Consider the following 14,704-nt stretch of genomic DNA (forward strand, 5'->3'; position numbering starts at 1 on the left):
ATGGCCATCTTCGAATACATCAACGGCTTCTACAATCCACGCCGAAGGCACTCAGCATTGGGCTGGAAAAGCCCCGTCGCCTTCGAGCGAAAAGTGGCCTAAACGAGCACTTGGGGCGGCACAAATACGCGACAGGTCCACAGACCGTCCGGATCCGAGTGTGATCGCGGCGCAGAACGACGCGTTTCGCAAGCTCGCGTGCCTTGGAGTGCCGCCCGCCCAGCCCATCCAGGGCCGGATGCATGTGACCCGCTCGCTAATGGAGGCCAGCGATGGCTTCATGGCCGAGGCGGTCAAGGCAACCGGTGAGTTTGCCACGTTCGAGCCTGAGAATGATCCCGAGGGCTGGCACGATTTCGGGGCGGTCGAGATCCGGGGCGAGACCGTGTTCTGGAAACTGGATTTGTACGAAGCGGATTCCGACTTCCGCTATGGCGCCGAGACCCCGGACAATCCCGCCACCACCATGCGCGTGCTGACCATCATGCTGGCGCGCGACTGGTAGAAGGGCAGGGGGCTCCTCCCCCTCCCCCTCCTGATACCCCAGGCGATGAAGGCCCACTGACCCCTCAAAGGGAAAGTGGGCCTTTTGTCTTGGTGATCCCTGAAGCCGGGGATTGGTCACGCGCAAGCGCGCGGGCCGCATCTCACCCACCTGGAAGGATATCCCATGACCACAAGCTTTGCCCCTCTCACCGTCGCCATCGGCGATCTGGTCCCGCATCCAGCCAACGTGCGCAGCAACGCGCCGGAAACCTATGACCCCGAGAACATCGCGCATCTGAAGGCCAGTATCGCTGTGCTGGGCCTGCTCCAGCCGCTCCTGGTCCAGAAGCTTGACGGGAAATATGCTGTCCTCGCTGGTGGCCGGCGCCATGCAGCCCTGAAGGAGCTGATCGCCGACAAGGCCAGCAAGGGGTTCACGGCGAAAACCAAGGTCGACTGCCGCCTTGTGCCGGAGGACTGCGACGTCACCACGGCGCTGTCGCTGGCCGAGAACATCACCCAGGCACCGATGAATGCCATCGACGAGTTCGAGGCTTTCGCCCGGATGATGGAGGTCGACGGCCAGACGCCCGAGACCATCGCAAAGACCTTCGGCGCCACGGTGGCGGCCGTGAAAGGCCGGTTGCGCTATGGCCTTATCCACCCCGACATCCGCGCCGCGGCCCGGGCCAAGGTGATCACGCTCGACACGATGAAGGCCTTCGCCGAGCACCCGAGCCAGGAGGCGCAGCGCGAGATCTTTGAGGCGCTCACGAAGGACGGCGGCTATCTACAGGCCTATACCGTTCGACAGGCGCTCAAATCCCGCGGGGTGCAGGTCAGCGATGATATCGGGGCTTTCGTGCGCGCGGACTACGAGGCGCGTGGCGGCGCAGTCGCGGCTGACCTTCTGGAAGAGCATTCCGTGCTCGAGGATGCGGCGCTGGTCGAGACCATCCTGCTTGAGAAGCTCGGTGCAGCCGCCGAGGACGCCCGTATGAGGCTGGGCTTCGCCTGGGCCGATGCGATGGTGCGCTATGATTACGCGACCATGGCCGACTATGGCCGCGTCTATCCCGGCCCGATCGTGCCGGATGCATCCGCCCAGAAGCGCATCGATGAGATCACTGCCGAGCTTGATAAACTGCAGCTCCAGATGGAGGATGAGGGGCTCGAGGACGGTGCCTACAATGCCCTTTACGAGCGCGTGGACGCTCTGGAAGAGGAAGCCCGCGATCTGCAGGAGGCTTACAGCACCGAGGACCTCGCGCGGTCCGGGGTGATCGCGTCGTGGCAGGGTGGGCAGATCACGCTCCATGTTGGTCTCGTCCGCCCGGAAGACACCGTGAAAGAGGAGGGCGCGCGCGGCTCTTCGGCTAGCCCGACCGGGGAAGAGGCCCCGGACGCCGGCGAAATCACCTATCCAGCCTCACTGGCCGAGGACCTCAAGACCGAGCGGGCCATGGCCCTTGGCGCCGCGATGGCGCTGCATCCGGAAGCCACGCTCGATCTGACGCTCTTCAAGCTGGTGAGCGACGTTCTGGCCAGCGGCATGAGTGTCACGCAGGCGATCAAGATCGATGCCCGCAAGGAATACCGCAACCACGCCAAGATGGACGAGATTGACGAGACCTCCCTCGCGCAGGTGGCCGCGGCGCATGATGTGCTGGACCTCTCGTGGCTCGATGATACCCGCCCGCCCGCCGATCAGTTCGCGGCGTTTCGCGCGCTCGAAGCAGGGGAGAAGGCCAAGCTCGTCGCCTATGCCACGGCCAGCACCACGCAGTCCTGCTTCGCGCGGGACCGCCAGCGCGACAGCCTGATGCATGCGTTCGAGATCGAGATCATGCCCGATATCCGCGCGCATTGGACGCCGAACGCGGCGCTCTTCAATCGCTTCAAAAAGGCATGGCTCCTGAAGATCCTCGGCGAGGATCTGGGTCTGGCCCAGGAGGCGGTGACGCTGGCCTCGTCGAGCAAGAAGGAGATCGTCGCCTTCTGCGACAAGCTCTTTGCAGAGCCGTTCGCCACACTCACGGACGCGCAGCGCGCTGCCGTAGCCGCCTGGTGCCCGCCGATGATGCAGACCGCCGGTGTCGTCTGTGATGAGGCGGAGCCCGCCTCGGAATCTCCCGAGCCTGACAGCGAGGTCGCGCAAGCGGCCTGAGTCCTCACGCGACCCGCGCGAGGCATTTCCCGCGCGGGTCGACCCTCCCACACCCAACCGAAAGACATCCCCATGGCTATTCTCAAGTTCTCTGCGTCCGCTGTTGCGGCACAGATCGCCCATGCGCGCGCCTGCAAGACCTTCCTGCCCAACTGGAACGGGCCCGTGGACAGGCCCGCCCTGATCCTGATCGTCGGCAATGGTGTGCATCTGCGCTCAAACGGCATCGATGGCACGACCACCCGTATCGTCACCACCGAACAGGCAGATCCCTCCTTCGCCTTCGCCGACGGCATGAACCCGTTTCGGGATACCGACTGGATGGCGCAGCGCCGCATGGCGTTTCGCGATCTGACCGGCCAGTTCTACACCGACATCCTGGATGACGTGCAGGTGCTCATCGACCGGGGGCGGGGGGCGATCCGGCTCGCCACCGATGGCCACAGCATCCGCGTCTTCGTACGCCGGGCCTCGGATTATCTCATCGGCGGGACCTACGAGGTGCCCTCGGGCCTCGGCGGCACCTTCCGGGTCATCCTCAAGGATGCCTGCGATACCTTCGCGATCGTGCAGAACTGCGGCAATTGCGAGGATTTCGACGCCATGCAGCCCTACCGCGTGCCGCTCGATGCGCTGATGGAAATCGATGACCGGAGGGCGGCGTAACGCGCCCTTTCTCAAACAAGCATCGCCAATACCCTGCCAGGCCTGCGGCCCTCTCGGGACATTGACGACAACAATTTCCCCAATGAGAGAAAGGACTCTGAGATGGGATGGCTCTTCTATACCGATCGCCGCGTCCAGACCTACGCGGATGAGAAAGCGGAGATTGCCCGGCTCTGCACCTTCGAGAGCGATAGGCGCAAGACGGAACTGGTCAAAGCCTGCAAGGTGGGTTCGACTTGGTACGCGGCGGCAAAGGTCACAAGTATCGATGGCTCGCCGGTCGAAGACACGACCTATGTCACCGATGCGGATGGCTCCATCACTTTCGGTGCTGTCTTCCTCACCCGATACGATGACGGCTGCTGGGGCTACAAGGACATGGAGGAAAGTGCTGGCCCGAACGAGTCTCGTGCTCCCCTTGGGCTGATCGAGCTCCTCTCCGACCTGAAAGACCCGGACAGCTATGCTCATGCCTGGCGCCAGCGCTGCCAGGACTGGGCTGCGATCCCGGACTACGAGGAAGGCGACAAGATCAGGCTCGCAGCACCTGTGACGCTCACCGATGGCAGTACCTGCCAGATTGTCACCGCGACCCACTACAGGCGCGGGCGGCAAAAGCGCCGCTGCTACCGCATCGAGGAAACTGGTGGGCTCGTACGCCTGTCGAAGGCCTCGCTTGCGGGTTCGGAGCTGCTCAGCTCCGCGAAAGGTGCGGCTAGCCCGGTGCTGGCGGAGTTCCTGGCGGGGCGAAATTAGGTCCTGCGCCGGACGGTTCATCGACCTGCCCGGCGACAGCAGATGCTGCGGCTTGTCTTGACAAGGCAATGCAAATGCATTACCTATCGCGGGCAGCAAAGACCCTTTTCTTCAGGAGACTGCCATGACAGCCCTCGCACAAGATGTCTCGAAACTCACGGATCGGTATCAGACGACCGTGCCGGCGGGTGTGCGCAAACAGCTCAAGCTGGGCAAGGGCGACCAGATTCGTTACTGCACCGAGCCGAGTGGCAGGGTCTATATCGAGCCCGTGCGCAGCGACGAGGAAGATCCCGTGCTCGGAGCCTTTCTCGATTTTGTCGAGGCCGATATCAAGGCGCATCCGGACCGCATTCGGGCGTTCGATGGGGCTTTGCATGACCGTCTTGCAGCACTGGTCGGAGACGTTGACGTCGATCTCGATGCGCCGCTATCACTCGAGGATGAATGAGCGGCGATAGCGTGCCCGCCCAAGCGCCCCTTGTCGTAAACGGATGGTCGATTTATGCGCATCCGCTCTTTCTGGATCAGCTCGAAGGGCTGATTGAAGAGGTCGAGGCGCGTAAGGCACGCGATCCTAAGACCTGGCGCAAGAAAAACCCGACGAAACGGCTGGCCGCCATTTTCAAGCTGGTCACCGAGGCCATACCGGCAGATCCGGGTGCCGCCGCCTTCCGGCAAGGCGGCACACTCGGCGATCACCGCAAGCACTGGTTCCGGGCGAAATTCTTCCAGCAGTATCGGCTGTTCTATCGGTTCAACAGCGATGCGAAGGTCATCGTGGTGGCCTGGGTGAACGACGACAAGACCCTGCGCGCCTACGGCAGCAAGACGGATGCCTATGCGACGTTCAAAGGGATGTTGGAAGATGGCAATCCACCTGACAATTTCGACGCGCTCTTGAAAGAAGCTGCAGCGGCGGGCAAGCGGTTCGAAACTTCCCTTGAAGCGGTGCCCGATCGGTAAGTGGGCCAGCTTGCTGTGACCCTTTGGCATTATCGTTTACGACGCCCCGCTGGAAGATGTAGCATCGGCTGATAATACGGTCGGAGAAAGCACAATGATTGAGGCGGAAAAGGATAGGCAGCACCTCGGGTTAGAGGAGCAATGCGCGCCTGACCTGACGGGGCACCGTTTCCCAATTGCCGTGCACGTTGCAGACATGCCCGATGACCTCGGCAAGCTGCTGGATATCGGGCTCGAGGAGCATTTCCGTGGCGGCTGATGTCAATTCGTATGACGCGTGGTTTCGCGCGAAGGTGCAGGCCGCGCTGGAGGAGGAATGCACGGGAACATCTCAGGTTCAGGTTATGCAGGCCGCACAGGCATTGATTGATGCGAAGCGGCAGGTCGAACCCAAGACCTGAGCAAGCCTTGGAGGTCAGCGCGGTCTGACCCCCGTCACCCTGAAAAGCGAAAGTGGGCTTTTTGTCCTTTGGAACTCAGACCCTAATCCAAAGGAAACCCCCATGACCAAGCCCAAACCGGCAAACCCGGCTCTCTCGATCTCCCACCCTGACCTCGCCTCTGCGCTCGCGCAGATCGGCGCGGAGATCGACCACCAACCCCTGCGTAGCTCAGCGCTCGCGCGCATCATGCGCGAGACGTTTCATGGCAGCGATGCCGGCGGTGCCTGGGACTGGCGCATGGCCTATGACCTGATGCAGGCCGCGGCTGTCCAAGTGCTGCTGCGTGGGAACGGCGTGGCAGATGACATCGCCGCTGCAAAGCTGCTTGCCTCGCGGCTGCTGACGGAAACCCGCCGGTCAGAGCAGCAGATCCGTCTGCAGCAGTTTTCCACGCCGCTGCCATTCGCGGCGCTGGTCTTGCGGGCCGGGGCGATCCGCAAGAGCGAGACCGTGCTGGAGCCGTCGGCGGGCACCGGTGCACTGGCCGCTTTCGCCGCCCGGGCTGGTGCCACGCTTTTGCTCAACGAGATCGACCCCTTTCGCCAGCGCCTCCTGCGCGCGGTTTTCGGCGGCGAGGTGACGGGCCATGACGGCGAGCATATCGACGATCTGCTGCAGTCGCCGCTTCTACCCGACGTCGTGGTGATGAATCCGCCCTTCGCCTCCTCGGTCGACCGCTCCCGGGACAAACACATCGCCGCCAAGCATCTCATCGCGGCTGCAAAGCGTCTGGCACCCGGCGGGCGGCTTGTGGCGATCATGCCGCCGGGATTCACGCCCGAACGCGATGCCGCGCATTGGTCCCGCGCCTGCGGTCTCTTGACGCCGCGCTTGGCGTTGACGATGCCGGGGCAGGTCTACCGCAAGCTCGGCACCTCTGTCGAAACCCAGCTCATGGTCTTCGACAAGGTGCAGGAGGGCGGCGAAATGATCCGCGTCCCTGTGCGGGATCTGGATGAAGCCTTGGCATATGTTGATGCTGTGGCCGCGACCCGGACCGAGATGCGCCCCGTACAACAGGCAGCGGCGATCCCTAACGGGCGGCCGACCGTTCCATCCTCTGCTCCGCGCAAGACCGCCGCTGCGCCTGTCGCCGCCTCCAAACCCCGGGCCAATGCCGTTGTCCCGCTAGTTTTCACGAGCCTTGATATCCCGCGCGACAACACGCCGGTCTCGGACATCTATGCGCGCTACCGTCCGCAGCGGATCGAGATCGCGGGTGCGCAGGAACATCCCACGCCGCTCGTTGAAAGCATCGCCATGGCCTCGGTTGCCCCGCCCATGCCCTCAAACACGGGCAGTGATGACTTGCGCCTGCCCACACGGTTGATCGAGGAGGGAGATCTCTCCGAGGCGCAGCTCGAGACCATCATCATGGCGCATGATGCCCATGGGCGCGACCTGCCCGGTCGGTTTATCATCGATGACGACCAGACCAAGCTGACGCGCGCCGATGATGACCCTAATGCACGGGCCTATCGCCTTGGTTACTTCCTCGGCGACGGCACCGGTTGCGGCAAGGGGCGCGAATGCGCAGGGCTCATCCTTGTCAACTGGCTGGCCGGACGCAGGAAGGCGATCTGGGTCTCCAAATCCGCCACGCTCGTTGAGGACGCGATCCGCGACTGGACCGATCTCGGCGGCTCGCCTGCCGACATTCAGCCACTTTCCAAATGGAAACCGGATCAGCCCGTCCCGATGGGCGACGGAATCCTCTTCGTCACCTACGCCACGCTGCGGTCCGCGGGCAAATGCGGCACCACGCGACTGAGCCAGATCCTCGGCTGGATGGGCGAAGACTTTGAAGGCGTACTGGCCTTTGATGAGGCCCATGCCATGCAGAACGCGGCCGGGTCCGAGCAGGGCAGGGGGGTCAAACCCTCCCAGCAGGGCCTTGCTGGCCTGCGGCTGCAACTGGCAGCACCCCGCGCTCGCGTCTTCTACATCTCGGCCACGGGTGCCACGAGCGTGCACAACCTGGCCTATGCCGCGCGGCTGGGGCTCTGGGGGCAGGGCCCCGAATACCCCTTCCCAAGCCGCGAGAGCTTCGTTTCTGCGATGGAAGCCGGCGGTGTCGCTGCCATGGAGGTGGTCGCGCGCGATCTCAAGACGCTCGGGCTCTACACTGCCCGCGCCCTCAGCTTCGACGGCGTGGAATATGACGTGCTCGAACACGCGCTCACCTCGGCCCAGATCGAGATCTACGACGCCTATGCGGGTGCGTTTCGAACGATCCACCACAATCTCGAAGCCGCGCTGACGGCGACCGGCGTCAACGACGCCTCTGGCGAGACCAATGCCTCGGCCGCTCGCGCCTCGGCCAAGTCCCGCTTCGAGAGCACGAAACAGCGCTTCTTCAACCATCTCCTGATGGGCATGAAAGCCCCGACCATCATCCGCGCGATCAAGGACGATCTGGCAGCGGGCAAGGCTTGCGTCATCCAGGTGGTTTCGACAGGCGAGAGCCTGCTGAAACGCCGGCTTGAGACGATGGACCCCGAGGATGAACTCGTCGAGGGTGCCTTGACGCCGCGCGATTACGTCCTGGGCTACCTCGAACAGGCCTTCCCGATCCATGCGCAAAAGCTGGTCGAGGTCGACGGCAATATGGTGGCGGAACCCTTGCGGGATGAGACCGGCGCGCTCGTCGTCTCGCGCGAGGCGCTCGCCCTGCGCGATGCGGCCATGATGGAGTTGATGACGCTGGCGCCGATCCCCTCGGCGCTCGATCAGATCCTCTGGGCTTTTGGCGACGAGGCCGTCGCAGAGGTCACGGGTCGGTCCATCCGCCCTTTGAAGGCCGAGGATGGTCATCTCTTCATCGAGAAGCGCGCCGCCAGCAGCAATTCATCCGAGACCCAAGCCTTCATGGACGGCGAAAAGGATATCCTTATCTTTTCCGATGCGGGCGGGACGGGCCGGTCCTATCATGCGGCACAAACGGCGAAGAACCAGAAGCGGCGGCGGCACTATCTTCTGGAGCCCGGCTGGCGCGCGGATGCGGCCATCCAGGGGCTCGGGCGCACGCATCGCTCGGCTCAGGTCAGCGCGCCCTTCTTCCGGGTCTGCACCTCGGATGTGCATGGCGAGAAGCGTTTCACCTCGACTATAGCCAAGCGCCTCGACCAGCTGGGGGCCTTGACCAAGGGTCAGCGCGAGACCGGCTCGCACGGCATGTTCCGCGAGGAGGACAATCTCGAAAGCCCGATCGCACGGGCGGCGCTGCGTGGGTATTTCGCCGATCTTGCCGCCGGGCGCGCTGAGGCGATGAGCTACGAGAGCTTCACCGACTGGACGGCCCTGCGGCTGATCGACAAGGACGGGGTGCTCCTTGAGGAGCTTCCCCCGATCCAGCGGTTTCTGAACCGGGTTCTGGCCCTTCCCATCCACATGCAGAACGCGCTCTTTGCCGAGTTCATGCGCCGGATCGCTGATCAGACCGAACGGGCGCGCGCGGCCGGCACGCTCGATCTCGGCGTGGAGACCCTGCGTGGCGAAAAGATCGAACAGGTCTCCACCGAGGATCTCTGGACCTGCCCGAAATCCGGTGCGGTCACGCGGATCATCGGACTTGAGGTGACGGACCCGGTGCACGTGCTGTCGGCGGATGACGCGCTGTCGCGCAATCCCGACAAGCTGCCCATGGTCAACCGCGCTTCCGGCCGCGCGGCGCTGATCTCGGCGCGGCCCATGCAGATGTATGACGAGGACATCGTCACGCTGATGCGCAAGGTGGTGCGGCCAAACGGGTCGAGCTATCTGGAGGAGGCGCGGTTCGAGTCCTCGGCCTGGGAAGAGATCAGCAGGCCCGAGTTTGCAGGACTTTGGGATGCCGAGGCTGCATCCCTGCCAAAAACCACCACGACCAAGCTCTACCTGCTGACCGGGCTGCTGCTGCCGATCTGGAAGGATATTCCGACCACGAATGAGCGCATCTACCGGGTCACGCCCGACGGGGCGACGCCGATGATCGGGCGGACGCTGAGCGAGGAAGGGGAGGCAGCGTTACGCGCACGCTTCCTCGTCTCCAATCCGCAAACACCGCGGGAGATGCTGACCGCCGCCCTCGGCACCACCGCGCCTGTCGATCTGGGCCGGGGTCTGACCCTGACCCGTCGCCGCGTCGCAGGCGAGATGCGCCTTGAGTTGGGCGGTGCGGATCGGGGCATGATCGACGGCCTCAAGGCCATGGGGTGTTTCACCGAGATCATTGCCTTCCAGCTGCGGGTGTTCCTGCCGCATGGGGACGGGATCGACACGGGAACCATTCTGGCCCGGATCGTGAGGCAGGCACCAGATGCCGCTTCATTAGCAGCAGAATAGGCAAGGGGGGAAAGATCATGACACTCGAAGACATCAAGGCCGCCGTCGATGCCGGCCAGACCGTTCACTGGGCCAATACCGGGTACGTTGTGCACAAAGATCGGCTCGGTCAGTACCTCATCACCTATTTGCCGAATGGTAGCTGCATCGGTCTGACCGACCGGGGCGGGCACGGGTTGAACGGAAAAGCGGCGGAGTTCTTCATAGCGCGATCGGAGGACGGCGCGGAAAATCCGGGCAGCCAATCAAGACCAGACGGGCAGGGCGGGGCGTTGCACCCGGAGGCGCGGGGGCATTCCCACTCGGACGGCAGCTTTGACCCGTGGGCGGGGCTGAAAGGAAAGCAGGCTTTCTGATTTGTGATCCCTCAAGGGGTCGAGAAAGCAATCCCGGATGCGCTGGCAAGAACGTCAGGCACCGGCCAATCCAAAAGGAACCATCCCATGTTAGCAGGAACCCTCACCCGCAACGTCGAGACCGCAGCCGCTCAGTACACCGGCATGATCCATTCGACACGTTTCGATATCGCCATCCAGCTTGAAAACCGCCCGAAGATGTCCGAACGCAGCCCGGATTACGACGTGACGGCAGTCAACAAATCAGGCCGCAAGGTGCGCATCGGCACGGCCTGGAACGAGACCGGCAATACCAGCGGCAATCCCTACATCTCGATGCAGATCGATGTCGGCTTGGGTCCGTTCCGGGTCAACGCGGTGCAGACGAAAGAGGCGCGCGCGGCCGAGAGCGGCGAATTCGAGATCATCCCGCTGGTCTCGAACGGCCTGATGAAATCCGGCTCGATCTCGGGCGAGCTCACCGCCATGGACGCGGACAACGCCTTCACCGGCTACATCGCCAACATGATGTTCGATCTGGAGTTCATGCTGATCGAGAACAGCTATAAATCCGAGGAGACCCACCCCGATTACCGGATCGAGGTCAGCTCGCCCCGGGGCACGCCGATCCGCGTCGGCTCGGCGTGGATGGCCAAAAGCAACCGCACGGGCAATGACTACCTGTCGCTGCTGATCAACACGCCCGATGGCGACCTGCGCGTCAACGCCGTGCAGAACGAAGAGCAGCGCGGCGGGCAGACCTTCTCGATCATCCCGTTCATCGACAGTGGTGAGCAGCCGCAGGACGCGGGCAAGGGGCTGTCGCTGGTCGCCTAATCGGCGCGCGAGGGGGAGACGATCTGAACCGAAAGGGGAGCCGTGGGATCACGGTTCCCCTTTTTCTGTACTGGTGTGGTTGAATGAACCCGGCGTGCATTGCAGACGTTCGTGTCGCCCGCAGCTAGTGCAACCGAAGAGCCGATTCTGTTGAAAAACTCCGAATTTCAGATGTCGCAATTTTTCGGAAAGAACCCATGATACCGAAAAGTCAGATGAGATTTGGCATGAGGCGCAGTGAGCTGCCACATGATCGGCAAAAGTCCAATTTGGCCGAACCCCTGGCCTCGAAGAGTTGGTCGCGCTGTACGGGCAAAAAATTCACCGATTTCGTCAAAAACGGAGTTTTTCAACAATATCAGCCCATTGCAGAAGTGGCGATTTCTCGCTGCGTGCGCTCGCAGCAGAGATTTTTCCGAAGCGGCGAAAGGTTTTATGCTGCCTGGCAGCGGAAACAGCAGCCGTTCATGCAACGCGCAGCAAATCTGAATCCATGAATTCGAAAATTGCGGAACAATCCCGCCTTTTTGCTTTTGCCTCTTTCGCTGACGCAGAAAACCTTGGTAAATTCAGCGCAGAGCGCGCGGTGTTCTTGCAAATTTCCCTGAAACCGCCGTTCATGAGCTTAACGTCCACAGGATTTCAAGCCCGCCTCTCGCTGCGATCATTTTCAGCCCGCAACCAGTCCAAGAAGCCTTGCGCGCCCTGAGACATCGGCTGATCCGTGAAAATGACAAAGTAACCCGCATTTTCAACTCGGATGTCGGACAATCTGACAAGTGTTCCGTCGTCAATTTCTGGCGCGATCAGATCATCCCAAAGCGCCAACCCCTGACCATCCACCACCGCCTGCACGCGGCTGCCCGAGTCAGGGATCGTCAGGCTGGATCGGCTGGGGGCGTAAGGTAGCCCCGCAGCTTTGTGCCAGGCGCGCCACCCCGCATCGCCGGAGCTGTCACCCAAGAGCGGAAGCTGTTTGACCGCTTCGGCCAATCCAAGCTGCCTGACCTGCTCAGCAACTGCACGGCTGGCGGTTGGCACAGCGGGCAGGGACAGAAGAAGTTCGCTCTTGTGACCCTCCCAGCCGCCAATTCCCCAGAGGATTGCCATGTCGACCTTCGCCGACCTCATCATGTCGACGGAATTGATCGGCTCAATGCGCAGGCTTATACCGGGATTGGCCTCGAAGAAACGGGTGAGCCTTGGTGACAGCCAGCGCGACGAGAAATAGGTCAGTGCGCCAACGGTCACGGCACCCGAGGCCGTGCCGCGCAGGTCTTCGATTTCACGGTCGATCTGGCTCAGGGCCGTTTGGGACACGTGCCACAATCTGCGGCCTTCCTCGGACAGTTCGAGTTTCGCGTGCGCGCGCTCGAACAGGCGAAAGCCTAGCTCGGCTTCAAGCTTGTTGATTTGGTAGCTGATCGACCCTTTCGATTGATGCATCTCGTCCGCCGCCTTGGTCATCGACAGAGTGCGGGCAACGGCATCAAAGATCTTGAGGGCATCATAAGAACGAAAGCGCATGATTATTGTCTAATTTTTTCGAACGACTTGTGCAAATCATTAGATTTGCGCTGAGCGCAATTGGTCCAATATTGCCAACTTAATGCGTGGCACCCATCTGTCCTTGTCGAAGATCACCCGCAGGCGTCTAACAACTCTGAACGGTGAACAATATGACAACTGACCTTTCCCACTTCCGCTTCGTCGCTAAGGCGCTCCCCAATCAGGGCGCGCGCCCGCGCGAATTGGCCCGCACCATGCCTGCACATCCGCTGAGCTACATGGAGCTGCCCTATGATCCCGAATACACGCTCTACAACTCGCGCCTGACGCCGGAGAAACTCGACACGGCCACGGATGACGAGATGTATTGGGCGGTGCGCACCAACGTAATTTTTCGCCACACCGGCGAATTGCCAATCGAGATTAGCGGGCCAGATGCCGAAACCCTGCTGAACAAAGTGTTCACCCGCAGCGTCAGCAAGGTGAAGCCGGGGCGCTGTTCCTATCAGTTCGCCTGCTATCACGATGGCGGCATGATCACGGATGGGGTGCTGCTGCGGCTTGCGGAAGACAGGTTCTGGATGGCGCAGGCCGACGGCGACCTGTTCAGTTGGTACAAGGCACACGCCGAAGGGCTGGACGTGAAAATCCACGACCCGAATGTCTGGGTCAGCCAGATTCAAGGCCCACGGTCGCTGGACTTGCTGGCTGCTGTGCTGGACGGCCCCATGCCCGATCCTTTCCGCTATTTCGACTGCGCCGAGGTTTCCATCGCGGGGCAGGCCTGCTGGATCAGCCGCTCGGGCTTCACCAACGAATTAGGCTGGGAAGTCTACATGCTGCCCGACACTGACATCCCCGCCATCGGTGACAAGATCATGGAGGCAGGTGCTGCCTTCGGCATTCTGCTGACCGGAACACCAGTATTCCGCGCGCGGCGGATCGAGGCCGGGTTGCTCAACGCTGGGTCGGATTTCGGGGCGGACACGACGCCGTTCGAGGCGGGTCTTGGCGGTTTTGTCGCATTTGATGATCGCGATTTTGTTGGCCGCAAAGCGCTGGAGGCCGCCGATAAATCCTGCCGCACATGGGGCATGCGGGTCACCGGCGGTGTCGCACAGCTTGGACGCGTCATGACCATTGATGGCAAAGAGGTCGGTCGAGTCTGCTCCTCGGGCTATTCGCCCTATCTGGGCTGCGGTGTCTGCATCGTGCGCATGGACGACCCCGCACAGGGTCCCGGCACGCAGGTCAAGGTACTCTGCGCCGATGGGTCCACCCAAAGCGGTGAGCTCTGCACCCTGCCGATGTATGACGCTGACCGCCTGATCCCACGCGGCAAGCTGGTGGACATCCCGACCAAACCCATTGCTGCGGAATGACTTGGCAACTAGGCTGCGTTCGCAAGGAACCCTGCGAGTGCAGCCGCGGCCACTGACGCGCGTTCAACATGAAGGAAATGTCCGCATTCATGGAAGATTTGAAGCTGAGCCTTTGGAATAGCTTGCGCCATGGCATTGATTTCAGCGGTTTTCACCAAGCGATCTTCCTGCGATGCAAGGATCAATGTCGGGACTTGAAGCGCTGCCAACTTTGCGCTCAGGTCCAGTTTTGAACATGCCGTGAAATCGTTCAGCAGAACGTTTCCTCCGGCAGACATCATCCTTTGCTGTGTGGTCTTCACGAAGTGTTCTGGCGTTGATTTGTGCCAGCAAGAGCGGGCGATGGCGGCGACGGTATCTTCGGTTTGGTTCTGCAACCCCTTCAGCAATTCGGGTGTGACTGGCATGCGCGCCGCCCCGGCGATCAGGCAGAGTGAGGAAATCCGCGCGCACGATTGCAACGCGGCTGACAAGACAACGCCGACACCCATTGAGTGCCCCACTAGGCAGACGTTTTCTAAACCAAGCGCTTCAATGAACCTGATCACAACTGCACCGTAGCTGTCGATTTCACTCAGGCTTTGACCACCCGAGCCACCATGGCCCGTAAGATCAATCGCAATCACGGGATGCGCGTGCAGCGCTTGCCCCCCTTGACCGGGCAGAACAGCCGTCATTGAGGGAAGGCCAAAAGGGGCAGTCGCCTCGGCCACACTCCGCCAAGATTGCGGCCAGTCGAGTTTGGACCCTCCGGCACCGTGCACCAGAACAAGTGTGGGCCGCTCCGGCGTCACTGCAATTCCGTTGGTGCTAAAGCAGATTTTTTGCCCGCCG

At 62.0% G+C, this 14,704-nt stretch carries 15 protein-coding genes and 1 pseudogene; 14 read left to right on the plus strand and 2 right to left on the minus strand.

The window, feature by feature from the left end; all coding sequences use genetic code 11:
• The 13 genes and pseudogenes from ABJO75_RS16650 to ABJO75_RS16710 form a co-directional block, all read left to right on the plus strand.
• A partial coding sequence (locus ABJO75_RS16650) for an IS3 family transposase (protein ID WP_121095842.1) occupies positions 1–102 on the plus strand: 102 nt, incomplete at its 5' end.
• A 22-nt stretch (positions 103–124) separates the two neighbouring features.
• Positions 125–505, plus strand: a complete 381-nt coding sequence (locus tag ABJO75_RS16655; protein WP_348432503.1) for a DUF3768 domain-containing protein — start codon at positions 125–127, stop codon at positions 503–505.
• A gap of 165 nt (positions 506–670) precedes the next feature.
• The gene (locus tag ABJO75_RS16660) at positions 671–2,653 is read left to right on the plus strand and encodes a ParB/RepB/Spo0J family partition protein (protein ID WP_348432492.1); all 1,983 of its coding nucleotides are present in this window, start codon (positions 671–673) and stop codon (positions 2,651–2,653) included.
• A 72-nt stretch (positions 2,654–2,725) separates the two neighbouring features.
• Positions 2,726–3,319, plus strand: a complete 594-nt coding sequence (locus tag ABJO75_RS16665; RefSeq protein WP_025042408.1) for a hypothetical protein — start codon at positions 2,726–2,728, stop codon at positions 3,317–3,319.
• Between the two features lie 102 nt (positions 3,320–3,421).
• Positions 3,422–4,075 carry a hypothetical protein gene (locus ABJO75_RS16670; RefSeq protein ID WP_037239996.1) on the plus strand — a complete coding sequence of 218 codons (654 nt, stop codon included), beginning with the start codon at positions 3,422–3,424 and terminating at the stop codon, positions 4,073–4,075.
• A 124-nt stretch (positions 4,076–4,199) separates the two neighbouring features.
• Complete coding sequence (locus ABJO75_RS16675) at positions 4,200–4,526, plus strand: type II toxin-antitoxin system PrlF family antitoxin (RefSeq protein ID WP_005668772.1); 327 nt, start codon at positions 4,200–4,202, stop codon at positions 4,524–4,526.
• Complete coding sequence (locus ABJO75_RS16680; RefSeq protein WP_008282927.1) at positions 4,523–5,041, plus strand: type II toxin-antitoxin system YhaV family toxin; 519 nt, start codon at positions 4,523–4,525, stop codon at positions 5,039–5,041. The genes ABJO75_RS16675 and ABJO75_RS16680 overlap by 4 nt, the downstream gene beginning before the upstream one ends.
• 94 nt (positions 5,042–5,135) lie before the next feature.
• Complete coding sequence (locus ABJO75_RS16685; RefSeq protein WP_170850626.1) at positions 5,136–5,300, plus strand: hypothetical protein; 165 nt, start codon at positions 5,136–5,138, stop codon at positions 5,298–5,300.
• The gene (locus tag ABJO75_RS16690; protein ID WP_348432494.1) at positions 5,290–5,442 is read left to right on the plus strand and encodes a StaA; all 153 of its coding nucleotides are present in this window, start codon (positions 5,290–5,292) and stop codon (positions 5,440–5,442) included. The genes ABJO75_RS16685 and ABJO75_RS16690 overlap by 11 nt, the downstream gene beginning before the upstream one ends.
• 102 nt (positions 5,443–5,544) lie before the next feature.
• Positions 5,545–9,807, plus strand: a complete 4,263-nt coding sequence (locus ABJO75_RS16695) for a strawberry notch-like NTP hydrolase domain-containing protein (RefSeq protein WP_348432495.1) — start codon at positions 5,545–5,547, stop codon at positions 9,805–9,807.
• 17 nt (positions 9,808–9,824) lie between these two features.
• Positions 9,825–10,126 (plus strand): annotated as a pseudogene (locus ABJO75_RS16700) (hypothetical protein).
• Between the two features lie 124 nt (positions 10,127–10,250).
• A complete protein-coding gene (locus tag ABJO75_RS16705; RefSeq protein ID WP_348432496.1) occupies positions 10,251–10,979 on the plus strand; it encodes a DUF736 family protein in 729 nt (242 codons plus the stop codon).
• Positions 10,980–11,176: 197 nt separating this feature from the next.
• Complete coding sequence (locus ABJO75_RS16710; protein WP_348432498.1) at positions 11,177–11,476, plus strand: hypothetical protein; 300 nt, start codon at positions 11,177–11,179, stop codon at positions 11,474–11,476.
• Positions 11,477–11,621: 145 nt separating this feature from the next.
• On the opposite strand, the gene ABJO75_RS16715 is transcribed toward ABJO75_RS16710, so the two are convergent.
• Entirely contained in the window at positions 11,622–12,506 is an 885-nt protein-coding gene (locus ABJO75_RS16715; RefSeq protein WP_348432499.1) for a LysR substrate-binding domain-containing protein, read from the minus strand.
• Positions 12,507–12,658: 152 nt separating this feature from the next.
• Here ABJO75_RS16715 and ABJO75_RS16720 point away from each other — a divergent pair, with 152 nt between their 5' ends.
• Positions 12,659–13,870 (plus strand): aminomethyltransferase family protein, encoded by a 1,212-nt coding sequence (locus ABJO75_RS16720; protein WP_348432500.1) that lies wholly within the window; start codon positions 12,659–12,661, stop codon positions 13,868–13,870.
• 8 nt (positions 13,871–13,878) lie between these two features.
• On the opposite strand, the gene ABJO75_RS16725 is transcribed toward ABJO75_RS16720, so the two are convergent.
• On the minus strand, positions 13,879–14,704 hold an 826-nt coding region (locus tag ABJO75_RS16725), incomplete at its 5' end, for an alpha/beta hydrolase (protein ID WP_348432501.1).

This window comes from Sedimentitalea sp. (assembly GCF_039973035.1).
Lineage (GTDB): Bacteria > Pseudomonadota > Alphaproteobacteria > Rhodobacterales > Rhodobacteraceae > Sedimentitalea.

Bases quoted from the DNA above. Each gene is read 5' to 3' on its own strand.
- ABJO75_RS16720 (WP_348432500.1), top strand. From the start codon at position 12,659: ATGACAACTGACCTTTCCCACTTCCGCTTCGTCGCTAAGGCGCTCCCC.
- ABJO75_RS16680 (WP_008282927.1), top strand. From the start codon at position 4,523: ATGAGCGGCGATAGCGTGCCCGCCCAAGCGCCCCTTGTCGTAAACGGA.
- ABJO75_RS16670 (WP_037239996.1), top strand. From the start codon at position 3,422: ATGGGATGGCTCTTCTATACCGATCGCCGCGTCCAGACCTACGCGGAT.
- ABJO75_RS16675 (WP_005668772.1), top strand. From the start codon at position 4,200: ATGACAGCCCTCGCACAAGATGTCTCGAAACTCACGGATCGGTATCAG.
- ABJO75_RS16715 (WP_348432499.1), bottom strand. From the start codon at position 12,506: ATGCGCTTTCGTTCTTATGATGCCCTCAAGATCTTTGATGCCGTTGCC.
- ABJO75_RS16665 (WP_025042408.1), top strand. From the start codon at position 2,726: ATGGCTATTCTCAAGTTCTCTGCGTCCGCTGTTGCGGCACAGATCGCC.
- ABJO75_RS16660 (WP_348432492.1), top strand. From the start codon at position 671: ATGACCACAAGCTTTGCCCCTCTCACCGTCGCCATCGGCGATCTGGTC.
- ABJO75_RS16685 (WP_170850626.1), top strand. From the start codon at position 5,136: ATGATTGAGGCGGAAAAGGATAGGCAGCACCTCGGGTTAGAGGAGCAA.
- ABJO75_RS16710 (WP_348432498.1), top strand. From the start codon at position 11,177: ATGATACCGAAAAGTCAGATGAGATTTGGCATGAGGCGCAGTGAGCTG.
- ABJO75_RS16705 (WP_348432496.1), top strand. From the start codon at position 10,251: ATGTTAGCAGGAACCCTCACCCGCAACGTCGAGACCGCAGCCGCTCAG.
- ABJO75_RS16695 (WP_348432495.1), top strand. From the start codon at position 5,545: ATGACCAAGCCCAAACCGGCAAACCCGGCTCTCTCGATCTCCCACCCT.